Origin of the sequence: Solibacillus sp. NPDC093137, from assembly GCF_050280445.1 — a bacterium.
GTDB classification, from domain to species: domain Bacteria; phylum Bacillota; class Bacilli; order Bacillales_A; family Planococcaceae; genus Solibacillus; species Solibacillus isronensis_B.
The window spans coordinates 1420484-1436816 of sequence record NZ_JBNNVH010000001.1 but is presented as its reverse complement, the minus strand read 5'-3'; the positions used below and the strand labels follow the sequence as shown (position 1 = coordinate 1436816).

Here is a 16333-nt window from a genome sequence, read left to right as displayed (position 1 = left end):
CTAAATGGAAGGGAGAGAAAAAATGGACTTTCAGCTGCCACCCGATTTAATAGATATGAAAAAATCGATTCGGGATTTTATAGACAATGTAGTGGACCCACTTGCAGACCAGATTGACCGTGAAGACCGTATACCAGACCATATTATGAGAATGTCAAAAGAAATGGGCTTATTCGGTCTAAGCATCCCTGCAGAATATGGCGGTATAGGCATTGATATGGTCGGGAAATGTAGTCTCTTTGAAGAAATCGGCCGTACATCGAACGGATATATGACGGTAATTGGTGCTCACACAGGAATCGGGTCTGTCGGAATTGTGGAATTGGGGACGGAAGATCAGAAGCGAAAATATTTACCGCGCATGGCTTCCGGTGACATTATTGGTGCGTTTGCTTTAACCGAAACGACTGCAGGTTCCCATGCAGTGGCTTTAAAAACAACTGCCGTTCGTAAAGGGGACAAATATATTCTGAATGGCGCAAAGCAATATATTACGAATGCACCGATTGCAGGAGTTTTTACAGTGATGGCTGTAACCGATCCAACTAAAGGTGCAAAGGGGATAACTTCATTTCTCGTAGATAAAAGCGCTCCCGGTTTAATCATCGGAAAAACAGAAGAAAAAATGGGGCTTCGCGGATCCCATTCATCTGAAATCTTCTTCGAGGATTGTGAAGTTCCGGCTGAAAATGTGCTTGGTGAAGAAGGCTTAGGTTATGTCAATGCTTTAACCATTTTGGCAAATGGCCGTGCAGGACTCGCAGCGAGAAATTTAGGGTCTTCGCAAAAACTTTTTGAGCTATCCGTCAAATATGCGCATGAGCGTGAACAGTTCGGTAAACCAATTTTTGACCAGCAAATTATCCAACATTACTTGGCGGAAATGGCATTGGATATTGAAACGTTGAGAGCCTTTACGTACCGGGTAGCATGGATGGTGGACCAAGGGGTGAATGTCATGAAAGAAGCCGCGATGGCAAAGCTTTTAGGTTCGGAAATTTATAATCGCATAGCGGATAAAGCTGTTCAAATCCACGGTGGTCTTGGTTACATGAAAGATTTTCCAGTTGAAAGATATTACCGTGATGCCCGTATTACAAAAATATATGAAGGTACGTCCGAAATCCAAAAAAATATTATTGCTGCTCAAATTCATAAAGACTATTTGAAGAAAGCACCGCCGGCAACAATGAAATAATATGATTTAAATTATCTGAAAATAATGATAAATGAAGTTGGAGGAGGTGATTTTTTGAGTACTGGGCATAAGGAAGAAGTTGGCCTGAAATTAGAATCCTACACTTTTAGAGTAGAAAAAGGAAAAATCAAAGAATTGGCACAAGCGATTGGCGATCTGAAAGAGGAGTTTTTGAGCGGAGAAGCAGTTCCACCTACATTCCCGACAGTGATCGACTTTTGGGGTGGAGGTGCCTCCTCATCCGAGTTATTGAATTTAAATATGAAAAAGGTTCTCCACGGTGAGCAGGAGTATGAATATTTCAGGGGAATTGTTCCCGATGAGGAAATTACAGTGCATGGTGTCATTGAAAAAGCTTATACAAAAGCGGCGATGAACTTCTTTGTCATACGCAAGGACTACTTGGACAAACAAGGTAAAACAGTTTTAATCAGTCGATCCACGATTATCGAAAGGCATTAGGGGGGCATTTTATGGAAGTCGGCCAGACACTGGAACCTTTACAGAAGGAAGAAATAACACATACACAGCTCGTTCGATATGCGGGTGCATCCGGAGATTTCAATCCGATCCATACCGTTGTTCCTTTCGCGGAGGCAGCAGGTTTAGGCGGGGTCATTGCACATGGCATGTTGGTTATGGGATTTGTCGGCCAGGCAATTGGACAATGGTTCGAAGTGAAGAATCTGAAGAAATTCACAACGAGATTTAAAGCAATGACAAGGCCCGGAGAAAGAATAACAGTTCAAGGGCGGATTGTTGATGAAAATGATACTTGCTGGATTTGTGAGGCGGAAGCTGTCAATGAAGCTGCTGAAGTAAAGGTAAAAGCATTTTTTGAAATAAGAAAATAATTACTTTTACGGTTGTTCTAGAGAGATGGCTCGATACGTAAAATTTGTGATGTTGACTGCAATTATTACAGGAGAATCTCTTTAATACTCAAGCAGTTATAGATGAAGCTAACAAAATTTAAGGGGGAACTGGCAATGAGAGAATATGTAACGACGAAACAGGAAATCAACAAAAATTCACTACCGTATAATTTATACCAGAAAGCAAAAAAATTCGGAATCTGGAATCCGGTAGATATCGATTTTAGCCAAGATAAAGAAGACTGGAAGAAATTAAATGAAGAGCAGCAATTAGAGGTACTGACACAGTTTGCCCAATTTATTGGCGGTGAAGAGGCAGTCACACAAGATATCCTGCCGATGATAATGGCGGTTTCAAAAAAGGGATGGTTTGAAGAGGAAACTTACTTAACAACATTCCTTTTTGAAGAAGCGAAGCATGCGGAGTTTTTCAGTCTGTTCCTGGAAGAAATCGGCGTAACGGAAGATTTGACACATTTACTTTCACCAGGCTACCGGAAGTTATTTGATGAAACATTGCCGGCAGTGATGGGTAAATTGATTGATGATCAATCACCGGAAGCAATGGTCGATGCTGCGGTTACTTACAACATTTTCGCGGAAGGTGTTTTGGCTGAAACCGGTTACTGGTTCTTCCATGAAGCACTCTCAAGATCAAATCTGTTCCCAGGGTTTATTTCGGGAATTCGAAATGTAAAGCGTGACGAAGGACGTCATATTGGTTTTGGTACATTCCTCATTCAGCGCCTAATCAGTGAAAATCCTGAGCTTGAGCTGTTTGAACGCGTACAACAAAGACTGCAGGAGCTGTTACCGATTGCGATGATGTTAACGGAAAGAAAAGAAGAAGTAACAAGCCTTGGTATCGAACGAGGAAAATCGATGGAATTTGCCATGAAGCAATTGCAGGCACGTCTGACAGTCCTTTCCCGAGCAAAAGGAAAGACTTTGGAAGAAATCTATAATACGGACATTGCTTTAGAAGAAGTGTAGGAAGTAATCAATCAGACGCTGTAACGAGACAGTTTGCTATTTAAAGGGGGATGAAAGATGACGACAGACGTACAAGTAAAGATCTTTCCGCAATTTATTAATGGTGAATGGACACCACCAGCTTCAGGTGAATTTTTTGATGTAATCAATCCGGCTACATCAGAAGTTGTGGCGAAAGTTTCAAAAGGGAACCAGGAAGATGTGAATAAGGCGGTTCAAAATGCGAAAGAAGTATTTGAATCGGGTGTGTGGTCAGAGAAAACGCAGGCAGAACGTGCACAGATCATGCTGCTATTTGCGGGGAAAATCAGGGAGCATGCACAGGAGATAATTTTCCTGGAGGGTATTAGTACGGGGGCGACACTTCGTAAACTGGGTGGCGCGGATATCCGACAGTTAATCCTTTCTCTTACTCAAACAGCAGATTTATCGCTGAAATATGAAGCCGTGACAGCGCTTCCTGTTAATGAGCAGCTCGGTCCGAACCGAAGCTTACTCGTTCGTGAACCACTTGGTGTAGTAGCGGCAATCACTCCATTTAATTTCCCGTTAGTTTTAGCAATGTGGAAAATCGCACCGGCAATTGCGATGGGGAACTCCATCATTATTAAGCCGGCTTCAAATACACCATTAGGCACATTGAAACTTGCACAATTAGCAGTTGAAGCAGGTATTCCACCAGGGGTCATAAATGTCATCACTGGTCCTGGAGCCGAAGTGGGGGATGCGCTTGTCACACATCCGGATGTATCGAAAGTGGCGTTTACTGGATCTACCGAAGTAGGCAGAAAAATTATGGCGCAAGCTGCAGGTACGGTAAAGAAAGTGACGCTTGAACTTGGAGGAAAAGCACCTGCAATAGTACTTCCGGATGTAGATCTTGAAGTGGCGATTCCGGGAATACTGCTCGGTGTATTTTTCCATTCAGGGCAAGTATGTGAAGCGAGTACACGCCTCATCGTCCATGAATCCATTTATGATATCGCCGTGCAACAACTAGTTGAAACAACGAAGAAAATTAAACTCGGCCAGCCGCTTGATATGACAACTGGAATGGGGCCGGTTATCTCTGAATCACAAATGAATAAAATCCTCGATTATATTCAGTTAGGCATTGATGAAGGAGCGAGACTTGTTAGTGGTGGTAAAAGGGCAACAGGTCCAGGGCTGGATAATGGGTATTTCATCGAACCGACAATCTTCGCAGATGTAACAAATGATATGAAGATTGCGAGAGAAGAAATCTTTGGTCCGGTATTATGCGTGATTAAATATTCAACAGAAAAAGAAGCAATCGACATTGCAAATGATACAGAATACGGATTATCTGGCGGTGTCTGGGGTCGTGATGTGACAAAAGCAAATGAAATTGCTACGAAAATTAATGCGGGAACAGTTTGGATCAATGACTGGCATATTTTTCGTACTGATGCTCCATTCGGCGGCTATAAGCAAAGTGGTTTAGGTCGTGAACAGGGGGCTCAAGTGTTTGATGACTACACAGAGCTTAAAAATATTTGCACGTCCTTAACGACGGAAAATGCGCAGCGCCCAGCTTTAGGTTTAATCTTTTAATCGAAAAACGAATGGAGAGATACGATGAAAACGACTTCCTATTTTGAATTCACACATCGCCCTGAAATCCGAAGTGGTGCAGGTTCACATATTTTAGTGCCGGATTTAATTCAAGGTTTAGGCGGAAAGCGCCCTGTTCTTTTTTCGGATAAAGGACTAACAGATGCCGGATTAACGCAAAAAATCAAAAGTTTATTTGACATGGTACCAGGCATAAAGCTTGCTGGTGTATTTGATGATATTCAGCAAGATGCGAAATCAAGCAATATAAACAGAGGTCTGAAGTATTTTAAAGAATGCAATGGCGACTCCATTATTGCCATTGGCGGCGGAAGTGTTATTGATACAGCTAAAACGATCAAGTGGGCTCTTTACAATGGTGTTAACCAAGTTGAGTATATTTTAACCGGGAATGTTCTAGAGGTGTGGCCAGATGCAAAACCATTCGGTATTCCGCATATTTCGATCCCTACTACAGCTGGAACGGGTTCTGAAATTTCCAGTATTTCAGTAGTGTTCAATGAAATGCTGAACTTGAAATGCAATTTAATGAATCCATATTTAAGTTCCGATATTGCTGTATTGGATCCAGATTTAACGGTCGGTTTACCGCCAAGAGTAACAGCGTTTACAGGTATGGATGCACTAACACATGCTGTAGAAGGATTTTTCTCAACAAAATCCACGAATTTCTCGGATGCATTTGCGTTGCATGCTGCAAAAATCATTATCGAAAATTTGACTACAGCAGTACATGATGGGAAGAACGTTGCGGCACGTGCTAATATGCTACAAGCTAGCGCAATGGCTATTACAAGTTTCCAATCGGCGATGGCCAATATTCCAATTCATAACATAGCCCATACGTACGGTGCAAAATACGGCATTCCACATGGATTGGCAAATGCAGTTCTCATGCCGAGTGTTATGAAAAACATGCCGAACATGTATTTACCGAAAGTAAATGCATTTGCTTCTGCATTAGGGGTAATTCCGAATGCAGAAAATCCTCTAGAAACATTGGATGAGTGCATCAATGTAATTGTTGACTTAAGAAATGCAGTAAATCTGCCGCCAAGCTTTGACGAGTTTAATATTGATGCGGCAGATATTCCGCAACTTGTGCCTGCTGTTCAAAACGATCCTTCGTCGTTAAGTTTCCGTATTCCTGATGACATCATTGTAAACGTTTCTAAAGAAGTAATCAGTTCTAAAGTAAGTATTTAATTTAAAGAAAGCGCTCTTGAGGAGAGGGGGATCCTCCTTTCCTCTGATCAATAATTTGAAAGTAGGAGGTTACATTATGAACATTGTTGAATTGCTTACTTCAACAACTTCACGTTTGCCAGATCAACCTGTCATCCACTTCAAAGGGGCTCAACTTACTTATAAAGAATTGCAAGATAAAGTTTACATTATCGCTGCAGGATTAAAAGAACAAGGTGTCACAAAAGGTACAAATGTGGCTTTAATGATGACAAACCGCCCGGAATATATTATTACGTATTTTGCTATTTTAGCAAATGGAGGTACAGTCGTTCCGATCAACCCTACATTTAAAGAGCAGGAAGTTACGTATATCCTGAACGACTCTGAAGTTGAATTGTTAATTATAGAAGATGCGTGTAGACCGGTTATCGAAAACGCATTGGCTCAATTTAAAACGGTTAAAGCAATTATTAATTACAGTGATACGGCTGATGAACAATTTTTATCATGGCATCAACTAGAGACATCCGCTTCTATTTCAGAAATTGTCCCCCTACATGAATCTGACGTCGCACAAATTATCTATACTTCCGGAACGACCGGAAACCCGAAAGGCGCCATGATTACACATGGAAATTTAAACTGGATGGCGATTACAGCAGCCGTCTACAATCAGTTAGTTCCGAGTGACCGTGTCCTATGTGTCTTACCATTGTTCCATGCTTATGCAAAACTTCAAGGTTTCCTTGCACCGATTGCCCACGGTTGCGCGATTTATTTGGAAGAACGGTTCCATCCGGTAGAAACATTAAAAGCGATTGCCGAACATGAAATTACAATTTTTTTAGGGGTACCGACAATGTATGCTTTCTTTGCCCAGGTTCCTCATTTAGTAGAGCAGCTGGACTTCTCAAAATTACGTACAGCCGGTTCAGGTGGGGCAAGTTTACCGGCGGAGCTATTGCATAAGACGAATGAATCGTTCGGTGTAAGTATTTCAGAAGGTTATGGCTTAACGGAAAGTACGGTCATGCTGTTGACAACACACCGTAGCTTACCGAAAAAAGTCAATTCAGTCGGGATGCCATTACCGGGAATCGATTTGAGACTGGTAGATCCTGAAGGCAATGAAGTAGCCAATCATGAAGTAGGCGAAATCTTATTTAGAGGGCCGAATATGATGAAGGGGTACTACAAGAAGCCGGACGAGACCGCAAATACGATTAGGGACGGCTGGTTGTATACAGGTGACATGGCCTATCGCGATGAAGAAGGCTATCACTTTATCGTTGACCGTAAAAAAGACATTATTATTCGCGGCGGGTTTAATATTTACCCTCGTGAAATAGAGGAAATGCTGTATCAGCATCCGGCTATCGTAGAATGCTCTGTGATCGGCAGACCGGACACGGTTTTTGGTGAAAAGACGGTTGCGTATGTCGTATCGAAAGACACCGAACTTACAGAAGAAGATATTCGAGACTACTGCAAAGTGAAACTTGCCGAATACAAAGTACCGGATTATGTAAGTTTTATCGAAGAAATTCCGAAATCGGGAACAGGTAAGATTTTGAAGACAGCATTGAAAAACTTGGATAAGAATGCACTGCCTAAATAAGAAGCGGTCGGTTGGTCGGAGTTCTTAAACTTCAGTACATGAACTAGAACGCAGATCATGCCGTTATGAACAAGTCGCGAACTGCGTATGCCCAGAAACGGCAAATAGGTTAAAGATTGAACACATATAAGGAGGGGTAAATAAATGAATTTTGACCAAAAGGCGATTATCGTTACGGGTGGAGGTTCAGGGTTAGGTGAAGCGACTGCACGAAAGATTGCAGCTGCTGGAGGCTATCCAATCATATTGGACTTAAATGAAGAAAAGGGTCAAGCGGTGGCTGATGAAATAAATGGCCTATTTTTTAAAACGAATGTAGTAAAGGAAGAAGACGTACAGGCAGCGATTAACGGTGCTGTAGAAAAGTACGGTTCCATCCAAGGTGTTGTAAACTGTGCCGGTCTTGGTACTTCGACACGTGTAGTAGGCAGAAAAGGTATATTTCCATTAGATGAATTTAACTTTATTATTCAAGTTAATTTAGTTGGTACATTTAATGTCATTCGTTTAGCGGCAGCTGCCATGATGACAAATGAACCAAATGAACACGGGGAACGCGGGGTTATTGTGAATACAGCTTCTGTAGCGGCATTCGATGGGCAAATCGGCCAGGCTGCCTATTCTGCATCTAAAAGTGGAATTGTAGGAATGACATTGCCCATCGCAAGGGACCTGGCAAGCTATGGCATCCGAGTTATGACGATTGCACCGGGAATTTTCGATACACCTTTAATGAACAGTGCACCTCAAGCACTTAAGGAAGCGTTAGGAAAACAAATCCCATTCCCTTCCCGTTTAGGTGAAGCAGATGAATATGCACATTTAGTAAAGGCGATTTTTGAAAATCCAATGTTAAACGGTGAGACAATTCGACTTGATGGTGCGATTCGCATGGCCCCAAGATAAGGAGGAAAACGGATGAACCTTGAAACAATGACGATAGAGAAGTTGGATTACGGTGTACACGTCGTAACAATTAATAACCCGCCAGCCAATACATTAAATGCGGGAATTCAACAGGACTTATTGCAGCTGATTGAAGAAGTCGAGAAAAATCCGGCAATCCGGGCCATTGTGTTTAAATCTGCCAACCCGAAAATCTTTATTGCAGGTGCAGACCTGGGGGAAATGGGCAACTCTGATGAAAACGTGGATTTTGCCGAAAGCTCAAAACATGTACAAGAGATTTTCAATCGACTGGAAGCATTAAGGGTACCAACAATTGCCGCAATTAATGGCCATGCATTAGGCGGTGGATGTGAATTCGTACTTGCATGCGATTTCCGTATTATGGGTGCCGGCACAATTGGGTTAACGGAAGCATCATTGGGCTTATTGCCAGGTGCTGGGGGTACACAGCGTATGACAAGGTTGGTGGGCGGAGCAAAAGCACGTGAATTAATGTATTTAAGCAAACGTTTAAAAGCTGACGAAGCTGCAGCAATCGGCTTAATTACAGAAGCGGTAGCTCCGGAAGAGTTGGAAGAAAACGCTATCGCATTCGCAAATAAGCTTGCTCAAAGTGCGGTAGGAGCGATCGGGCTCATTAAAGAGAGTATTTTGGCAGCAGAAGAATTGCCGTTGGAACAAGGTTTATTAGTTGAACGGGAAGCTTTTGCGAAAACATTTACCACAGGGGAAGTAAATGAAGGCATCCATGCGTTCTTTGAGAAACGCCCTCCGAATTTTTTAAAAACAGTTACAAATCAATAAATAGGACAATTGGGGGCCGTGTTGAAAGTTCAGCTTTCATTACGGCCTTAATTTATTATGGAAGGATGAAGAATTAATGCTGTTAAAAGGATTAAAAGTATTGGATTTCTCCACATTATTGCCAGGTCCGTTTGCGACGATGATGCTGGCGGATCTTGGAGCGGAAGTGATACATGTCACAAAACCGGTAGAAGAGGGCAAGCAATGGGGACCGGACGAGTATTTGCAGCGCTCTAAAAAATCGCTGGCGGTCGATTTAAAATCTCCGGAAGTTATCGCATCTCTGAAGGAGCTTTTAAGGGAACAGGAATTCGATATTGTTGTTGAACAGTTTCGCCCTGGCGTGATGGCGCGTCTTGGTCTCGATTATGAAACATTGAGAGCGATCAATCCTGGCTTAATATACTGTTCTATTACAGGCTACGGTCAAACAGGGCAGTACCGTGAACGCGGCGGGCATGATATTAACTATGTAGCCTTATCGGGGTTGCAAGGATATTCAGGTACAAAAGAAAACGGCCCGGCAAATATAGGCTTTCAGGTGGCTGATTTGGCGGGGGGATCAATGCATGCGGTAATCGGTATTTTATCGGCTGTCATTTATCGTGGAAAAACAGGACTGGGGCAGCATCTGGATATTAGTATGACGGATTGTGCTTTAACGTTAAACGCCTTATTTGCCCATGACTATTTAGCAGAAGGAAAACCGCTTGCGCGTGAAGAACTGATCTTAAACGGTGGATCATTATATGGTTATTATGAGACGTTGGATGGTCGGTACCTTTCTATCGGCAGTCTAGAACCGAAATTCAGGCAGCAGTTATGTCAGGCAATCGAATCCCCGGAATTACTCCGATTAGCAATGAGTAATAAACCAGATGATATTGCCACGCTGAAAGAACAGCTGCAAAGTACTTTTATGCAAAAGACATTGGAAGAATGGCAATCTATTTTCTCCGAAGTAGATGCTTGTGTGGAGCCGGTATTGACCTTTGAAGAAACAGTTGCCCATCCACTTTTCAAGGAACGGGAAATGTTTGTGGAAGTAGCAAAGCCGGATGGAACGACACAAAAACAGATCGCAAGTCCGATTAAATCCAATCTTTTCAAGGCATCTTATGGGGAAATCGGGGTAAAAGCAGGAACACATAATGACGAAATTTTTGGGAGCCTATTAAAGAAGTCATAAGGAATGGAGTAGGTATAAATAGGTATCCTCAACTTCCTGTAAGCAGGGAAATAAATATAAAAATGTAAATAAAATTATGTTTTATTACGTTCATATTAAAAAAACTTAACATTTGTAAGAGTAATTACTGTCTTTTTATTGAAAAATATTTTAAGATATAAACGAATTACAAGATTGTTGAGCAGGTGAACTATGAAAAACTTAAAACTTAGTGTTTTCCTTCTATCCGTTCCACTTTTACTGGCAGGCTGTGAAAGTGTTGAAAACAAAGAAGGCTTCTTCTATTCAACATTTGTACGTCCGATGGATTGGACGTTAAACACATTTGGTGAATTATTTAACGGCAGCTATGGTTTGGCTATTATTGCTATTATTTTAATTATTCGTCTCGTACTAATGCCGTTTATGCTTAAAACTTACCGCAGTCAAGCTACAATGAAAGTGAAAATGGATTTTGTCCGTCCACAAATGGAGGATATCCAGAAACGTTTAAAAGCAGCAAAAACTCCGGAAGAAAGAACGGCGGTTCAGCAGGAAATGATGTCGCTCTACAAAGAACATAATATTAATCCGTTAAATATGGGCTGCCTGCCAGCGCTTATACAAATGCCGATTATTATGGGCTTATATTATGCGATTTTATATTCGACTGAAATTAAAACACATTCATTCCTATGGTTTGATCTTGGCTCTACAGATATTTGGATGACTGCAATCGCAGGTATCGTTTATTTTGTACAAGCGAAAGTATCGCTTCAAACCGTACCGGATGCTCAGAAGAACCAAATGAAACTGATGATTTATGTATCACCAATTATGATTGTCATTATTTCATTGTCTTCGATGGCTGCACTCCCACTGTACTGGGCAGTCGGAGGGTTATTCTTAATTGTCCAAACCTTTATTGGACGCAAATTTTTTTCAAACATCCCTGAAACTAAGGGAAATGAATAGATGTAACTTATGCCTCTGCTAAAGGCTTACTGAACTAAAACTACTGAGACGATGATTTCAGTAGTTTTTTTGTTTTCCGCTCATGGTAAATGTTGAATTTTGAAGGCGAAACAGGTCCATATGTACACAGCGGGAAAACCGTCTACAGCTATGTTTTGCAGTGGCAACCGTATTAAAGGATGGATATAAGTTACTTGGAATCCAACACCGGAAAGTATGTAATTAGATAAAGGCTAGTTGGAGACCATTATTCAAAACAAAAGGATTCGTAAAGGAAGTCCTTTTGTTTATTTATGGTCGATGCAAATTCAATAATTTTAACTAAAAACTTTACATTCTTTTAGAAGTTTACCTTCACTGATCCATAATTCAACCATGTGATTAAAGAAATCTGGCATTGCTAAAGAAACACCATGTCCGACTTCAGGTAAAATAACACCAATACAATTTGAATTGGCTTTTACAATATCTTTTGCAGATTTTTTCATAATAGCTTTTTCCTTTTCACCTACTGTAACTAATATTTTTGCGGATGCCTTTCTAAAGTCTTCAGGTATTGTAAAGGACATGTTTTCTTCAAGTACTCTAGCAAGGGTGTCTAACTTTATTTGACAACTTTCTTCATAATATTTCTCGAAATTGTCATTACTTATATACATGGACTTTGCTTGAAGTTTAGAAAACGATTTCTTTTTTATTAATGGAAAAGTTAATCTAAGAGCAGGTTTTATTAATTTTTTAATATGAGAAAGGGGTCTGACAGCAGCACTATTTATAATTGCAACATCAACTAATTCTGGGTTTGAGCTTAATAATTGGATAATTACTTGTGCACCTAAAGAAAAACCTATTAGAATTACTTTCTTACCATCGGCTTTTGCTTCAATTAACTTAATTACCTCTTCTGCGCTTCTTTTTATAGAAAAGTGAATTTCATTATTGTTTAACCCATGTTCAGGCATGTTTGGAACTATGCAATGATAATGAGTAAAATATTGAATTTGTCTACCCCACATCCAATTGCTTACTCCGCCGCCGTGTAAAAAAATTATGAGAGAAGCACTTTTATTACCGTATTCTTGATAATGTAATGACAATTAGTTCAACCCTTTTCTATATAACAATTTATTTCTTACTATTTAATAATTCTTCCAATGTATTATAAAAACCTTCCCATTAGTGTTTTTCAAAGTGATTTATCAATATTACTAAAGAAAAATAGTTAAATATTAAATCGCCATTGTATCCACTCATTAACTATGCGAAAATTTATTAGAATATTGGAAAAATAAGGAGTGGGATTATGTGGGAACAGCAGCTAATTGAAACAACGCGAGGAGTTTTCGAAGTTTTTACAAAAGGCGAGGGGAAACCGCTCTGTGTGACGCATTTATACAGTGAATTTAACGAAAATGGTAATCGGTTTGCGGAAATGTTTACCCCGTATTATAAAGTGCATTTAGTGAATTTGCGTGGCTGTGGAAAATCAACGGATGATGTGTCTGTCTTTAATTATGGTATGCAGGATAGCGTAGAAGATCTGGAGGCTATCCGCGCAGCATCAGGTTATGACGCATGGGGCTTTGCGGGGCATTCAACAGGAGGGATGCTGGCATTAGATTATGCTATTTTGCATCCGAAAAGTGTGGAATTTATCGTCGCTGGCGGTCTTTGTGCTTCTGCGGAATATATGCATCATCCTGCGAGCATTTACTGCAAGGAAAATCCGAACAACAAAAGAATACTTGAAATTTTAACAATGCTGGGTGATCCAACATCAACAATCGAGCAAAGAAGAGCTGGCTCTAAAGAATGGGCGCTTATGTCGTTATATAAAGAACAGAGCTATGAAAATATGATAAGCCGTCCGAACAGCGGGAAAACCGTTTCGAAAAGACTGGATTATTTTTCGTATAAAGAGCTGCCAGAATTCGATTTGCGACCGGAATTACCAACAGTGAAAACAAAAGCTTATATTTATGGCGGGTTATATGATGCGCAATGTCCATATGAATTTGCAGTGGAAGCAGCGGATTTATTGGCGAATGCGACATTGACGACCTTTGCAGAAAGCAACCACAATCCGTTTATTGAGGAAGAAGAAAGGTTCTCGGAATTTGTGCGGAATCTATCTCAGGTTCATTCCCTGCGATAAATAGCGGGAATATTCGTTCAAATACAGTGAAAAGGGAGAATCATATGGAAGAAATAATATTAGAAAATGACATCATCAAGTTAAGACCAGTCCAATTAAGTGATATCGAAGCGATCACAAATGCCGCGAATGATGAGCGGATTTGGGAGCATATGTCGGTAACATTGCTTTCAAAAGAAGGGGTACAAAACTATATTGAAAATGCGATTAAAGAGCGGGAAAAAGGGATTTCGTATATGTTTGCGATCATCGATAAAAAAACAGACGAAATTGTAGGCTGTACATCTTTTCTTGATATTTCATTTCCCCATAAACGGCTGGAAATAGGGGCTACTTGGTATAATACGAGTGTTTGGCGTTCTGCGATTAATACAAATTGCAAGTTTCTATTGTTTCAATATTGTTTTGAAGTCCTTAAATTAAATCGTATTCAAATAAAAACAGGGCACGAAAACTACCGTTCACAGAAAGCCATCGAACGCATTGGCGCAGTGAAAGAAGGCGTTTTGCGCAATCATATGATTCGAAAAGAAGGAAGCATTCGTCATACCGTTATGTATAGTGTCATTTTGGAAGATTGGGAAAAACTTAAAGATATGTTCATCGATCGCTTATTAAAATATTGAAAATTTGCAGGACCATCAATAGTATTGATAATAATTTATAATAAAATCACATTTTTTCAAGCCATTTAACACGAATTGTGTGGAATAAACGAACATTATCGTGTCATATCCCATATTTTCATATACAATGAGAGAAGTTAATCTTTAATGGGGAATTCTTATCCTGTTAAATTTAGATAGATTCGGTGTAGGTGAAAAATTTGGAACGAACGAAAACATATATAAGTATAGATATAGAAGCCGCTCTTATACGCGGTAAACAGTATATTATTGAGATTGGTGCTGTTAAGTGGTTACCGGATGGTACGACAGAAACGTTTACACAGCTAATTCAGCCATATAAATTCAAAAAACTGAATGCGCATATTCAAAAGTTAACAGGTATCACTACAGAACAGCTAGTTGATGCCCCTTCTTTTAAAGAAGCTTTTAATAAGTTTAAACGCTGGTGCAAGCAGGATTATGTATTTTTGACATTTGGCGAATTTGATCGGAAAGTGCTTGAAGAAGAGCTGTCGCGCAATTACTTAAAAAATGATTGCTTATATCCAATGATCGATTTTCAGCAAAAATATATGATTGCCAATGGTTTAAAAGAGCAGCCTTCATTAGGAGGATTAATGGCACAGCTTGGTTTGGAAAACGAAACACAGCACCGTGCTTTAGCCGATGCGGCAAGTCTGCTCTCAATCTTTGTTAAAGTTGATGGAGATCAGCTAATTGAACAGCAGCAAACAAATGATTTTATTTTATTGCTGACAAATTTTAGAATGCTGGAAACGACATACGAACTAGTCATTTCTGCGACAAATTGCAAAGTCGAGGGTGATTGCATAACGGTTGAATCAATGAAAACTTTCCGTGATGAGCTTCCATTTACTGTTCAAATGATTGAACGTCAAGGGGAAGACGGGGAAACAACGACAATGGAAAAGATTTTGATTAAACCGAATGCGCAGGCAAAACAGTTCTTGCAGCAAATTTCCGAGAATATGAACGGGAAAATCTTAATTTCACGAACGGCATTACGTTCAATGTCAAAAATATTGAAATTACATCAAGTAACTTTACCAAAAACAGAAGTAATGACATTAGTAAATTTATTGAAAAAAGAAGAGATTATTGCAAGATTTAATTTGGATGATGAACCAACCAATACATATGAGGCAAGGGTTCTGCATTTGCTTAATAAGTATGAGCATATGTTTGTTGCTGAGTTTTATAAACGGGCATTAATCGAGAAAAATATAATACAAGTATAATAAATTCTCCGTTTTTAGGAGAATTTTTTCTTTAATGCCGACTCCTATTACGTTATGATAGGGGGGTACGAATCACTCGTGGGATAATAAAGGAGATTAATTTATGTCAGCATGGATCGGAATTGATACAGGGGGTACGTTAACGAAGCTTGCCTATTTAGATGAACGTCAGGAGCTTAAATTAACGGTCTTTCCATCTAACGAAATGCATTTAGTAAAAGAATGGTTGGAAAATCATCCTCAAGTGGAAGAAATCGGCTTAACTGGAGGACGCACAGAGCAATTGCTGGACGTTTTAAAGACGATGAAGTCGATTGAATATATTGTAGAATTTGAAGCAACTTTAAAAGGTGTGCGCTATTTGCTGGAGAAAGAAGGCCACACAATAGATCAAAGTATCATTACAAATATCGGTACGGGTACATCGATTCATTATATGGATGGCAATACTCATGCCAGGGTTGGCGGTACTGGAGTAGGCGGTGGTACCCTGATTGGACTATCAACGATTATGACCGGAATTTCAGATTTTGATGAGATAAAAGCAAACGCTTTCAAAGGCAAGCGAGAAGGCATTGATTTGCTTGTGAAAGATATTTATCAAGGGATGGATACGCCGATTGATGGCAATTTAACTGCAAGTAATTTTGGAAAGGTCGGCATTACCGATCAACGTGAATTTGAACAAAATAATGTACTGGCAACAACACAGGGTCTCATCGGTGAAGTGATTTCCACGTTAAGTATCCAACTTGCCGTACAGCATGAGACAGAGCATATCGTGTATATAGGATCAACGCTGATCGACAATGAACAGCTTGTAAAGGTAATTGAACATTATACTATATTAAAAAAACATAAACCTATTTTCTTAGAGGATTGCGGATTTTCCGGTGCAATTGGTGCATTGTTGAATATTCGTGAGCACAGCAGAAAATAAAGGACAGCATTTAGGCTAGCAACATA

At 40.0% G+C, this 16333-nt stretch carries 17 protein-coding genes; 16 read left to right on the top strand and 1 reads right to left on the bottom strand.

Going from position 1 to position 16333, the window contains the following annotated elements; translation table 11 throughout:
- Positions 1-22: 22 nt before the first annotated feature.
- From ACQKN3_RS07405 to ACQKN3_RS07350, 12 genes are all read left to right on the top strand, one after another.
- The gene (locus tag ACQKN3_RS07405) at positions 23-1198 is read left to right on the top strand and encodes an acyl-CoA dehydrogenase family protein (RefSeq protein ID WP_427710536.1); all 1176 of its coding nucleotides are present in this window, start codon (positions 23-25) and stop codon (positions 1196-1198) included.
- A gap of 54 nt (positions 1199-1252) precedes the next feature.
- Entirely contained in the window at positions 1253-1660 is a 408-nt protein-coding gene (locus tag ACQKN3_RS07400) for an FAS1-like dehydratase domain-containing protein (RefSeq protein ID WP_427710534.1), read from the top strand.
- Between the two features lie 11 nt (positions 1661-1671).
- On the top strand, positions 1672-2052 hold the full coding sequence (locus ACQKN3_RS07395) for a MaoC/PaaZ C-terminal domain-containing protein (RefSeq protein WP_427710532.1): 381 nt from the start codon (positions 1672-1674) through the stop codon (positions 2050-2052).
- A 135-nt stretch (positions 2053-2187) separates the two neighbouring features.
- Entirely contained in the window at positions 2188-3066 is an 879-nt protein-coding gene (locus tag ACQKN3_RS07390) for a R2-like ligand-binding oxidase (protein WP_251688717.1), read from the top strand.
- 57 nt (positions 3067-3123) lie between these two features.
- A complete protein-coding gene (locus tag ACQKN3_RS07385) occupies positions 3124-4641 on the top strand; it encodes an aldehyde dehydrogenase family protein (protein WP_427710529.1) in 1518 nt (505 codons plus the stop codon).
- A gap of 24 nt (positions 4642-4665) precedes the next feature.
- Positions 4666-5868: an iron-containing alcohol dehydrogenase gene (locus ACQKN3_RS07380; protein WP_427710527.1), complete on the top strand. Its 1203-nt coding sequence runs from the start codon at positions 4666-4668 to the stop codon at positions 5866-5868.
- Positions 5869-5944: 76 nt separating this feature from the next.
- A complete protein-coding gene (locus ACQKN3_RS07375) occupies positions 5945-7468 on the top strand; it encodes a class I adenylate-forming enzyme family protein (RefSeq protein WP_427710525.1) in 1524 nt (507 codons plus the stop codon).
- A gap of 144 nt (positions 7469-7612) precedes the next feature.
- Entirely contained in the window at positions 7613-8374 is a 762-nt protein-coding gene (locus ACQKN3_RS07370; protein WP_251688710.1) for a 3-hydroxyacyl-CoA dehydrogenase, read from the top strand.
- 12 nt (positions 8375-8386) lie between these two features.
- Entirely contained in the window at positions 8387-9181 is a 795-nt protein-coding gene (locus ACQKN3_RS07365; protein ID WP_427710523.1) for an enoyl-CoA hydratase/isomerase family protein, read from the top strand.
- Between the two features lie 76 nt (positions 9182-9257).
- Positions 9258-10370 carry a CaiB/BaiF CoA transferase family protein gene (locus tag ACQKN3_RS07360; RefSeq protein ID WP_427710521.1) on the top strand — a complete coding sequence of 371 codons (1113 nt, stop codon included), beginning with the start codon at positions 9258-9260 and terminating at the stop codon, positions 10368-10370.
- A 192-nt stretch (positions 10371-10562) separates the two neighbouring features.
- On the top strand, positions 10563-11324 hold the full coding sequence (yidC, locus tag ACQKN3_RS07355; RefSeq protein WP_251688704.1) for a membrane protein insertase YidC: 762 nt from the start codon (positions 10563-10565) through the stop codon (positions 11322-11324).
- Between the two features lie 160 nt (positions 11325-11484).
- On the top strand, positions 11485-11550 hold the full coding sequence (locus ACQKN3_RS07350; protein WP_427711635.1) for a hypothetical protein: 66 nt from the start codon (positions 11485-11487) through the stop codon (positions 11548-11550).
- Between the two features lie 91 nt (positions 11551-11641).
- On the opposite strand, the gene ACQKN3_RS07345 is transcribed toward ACQKN3_RS07350, so the two are convergent.
- Positions 11642-12421: an alpha/beta fold hydrolase gene (locus ACQKN3_RS07345; protein WP_251688702.1), complete on the bottom strand. Its 780-nt coding sequence runs from the start codon at positions 12419-12421 to the stop codon at positions 11642-11644.
- A 206-nt stretch (positions 12422-12627) separates the two neighbouring features.
- Here ACQKN3_RS07345 and ACQKN3_RS07340 point away from each other — a divergent pair, with 206 nt between their 5' ends.
- The 4 genes from ACQKN3_RS07340 (at position 12628) to coaW (ending at position 16307) form a co-directional block, all read left to right on the top strand.
- On the top strand, positions 12628-13479 hold the full coding sequence (locus tag ACQKN3_RS07340; protein ID WP_251688700.1) for an alpha/beta fold hydrolase: 852 nt from the start codon (positions 12628-12630) through the stop codon (positions 13477-13479).
- A 44-nt stretch (positions 13480-13523) separates the two neighbouring features.
- Positions 13524-14105, top strand: a complete 582-nt coding sequence (locus ACQKN3_RS07335) for a GNAT family N-acetyltransferase (RefSeq protein ID WP_251688698.1) — start codon at positions 13524-13526, stop codon at positions 14103-14105.
- Between the two features lie 200 nt (positions 14106-14305).
- A complete protein-coding gene (locus tag ACQKN3_RS07330) occupies positions 14306-15367 on the top strand; it encodes an exonuclease domain-containing protein (protein ID WP_427710517.1) in 1062 nt (353 codons plus the stop codon).
- Positions 15368-15470: 103 nt separating this feature from the next.
- Entirely contained in the window at positions 15471-16307 is an 837-nt protein-coding gene (gene coaW / locus ACQKN3_RS07325) for a type II pantothenate kinase (protein ID WP_014824241.1), read from the top strand.
- Positions 16308-16333: the final 26 nt, after the last annotated feature.

Excerpts from the sequence above, each read along its gene's own strand:
- ACQKN3_RS07405 (WP_427710536.1), top strand. The coding sequence starts at position 23 with ATGGACTTTCAGCTGCCACCCGATTTAATAGATATGAAAAAATCGATT.
- ACQKN3_RS07395 (WP_427710532.1), top strand. The coding sequence starts at position 1,672 with ATGGAAGTCGGCCAGACACTGGAACCTTTACAGAAGGAAGAAATAACA.
- ACQKN3_RS07390 (WP_251688717.1), top strand. The coding sequence starts at position 2,188 with ATGAGAGAATATGTAACGACGAAACAGGAAATCAACAAAAATTCACTA.
- ACQKN3_RS07385 (WP_427710529.1), top strand. The coding sequence starts at position 3,124 with ATGACGACAGACGTACAAGTAAAGATCTTTCCGCAATTTATTAATGGT.
- ACQKN3_RS07380 (WP_427710527.1), top strand. The coding sequence starts at position 4,666 with ATGAAAACGACTTCCTATTTTGAATTCACACATCGCCCTGAAATCCGA.
- ACQKN3_RS07375 (WP_427710525.1), top strand. The coding sequence starts at position 5,945 with ATGAACATTGTTGAATTGCTTACTTCAACAACTTCACGTTTGCCAGAT.
- ACQKN3_RS07370 (WP_251688710.1), top strand. The coding sequence starts at position 7,613 with ATGAATTTTGACCAAAAGGCGATTATCGTTACGGGTGGAGGTTCAGGG.
- ACQKN3_RS07365 (WP_427710523.1), top strand. The coding sequence starts at position 8,387 with ATGAACCTTGAAACAATGACGATAGAGAAGTTGGATTACGGTGTACAC.
- ACQKN3_RS07360 (WP_427710521.1), top strand. The coding sequence starts at position 9,258 with ATGCTGTTAAAAGGATTAAAAGTATTGGATTTCTCCACATTATTGCCA.
- yidC (WP_251688704.1), top strand. The coding sequence starts at position 10,563 with ATGAAAAACTTAAAACTTAGTGTTTTCCTTCTATCCGTTCCACTTTTA.
- ACQKN3_RS07340 (WP_251688700.1), top strand. The coding sequence starts at position 12,628 with ATGTGGGAACAGCAGCTAATTGAAACAACGCGAGGAGTTTTCGAAGTT.
- ACQKN3_RS07335 (WP_251688698.1), top strand. The coding sequence starts at position 13,524 with ATGGAAGAAATAATATTAGAAAATGACATCATCAAGTTAAGACCAGTC.
- coaW (WP_014824241.1), top strand. The coding sequence starts at position 15,471 with ATGTCAGCATGGATCGGAATTGATACAGGGGGTACGTTAACGAAGCTT.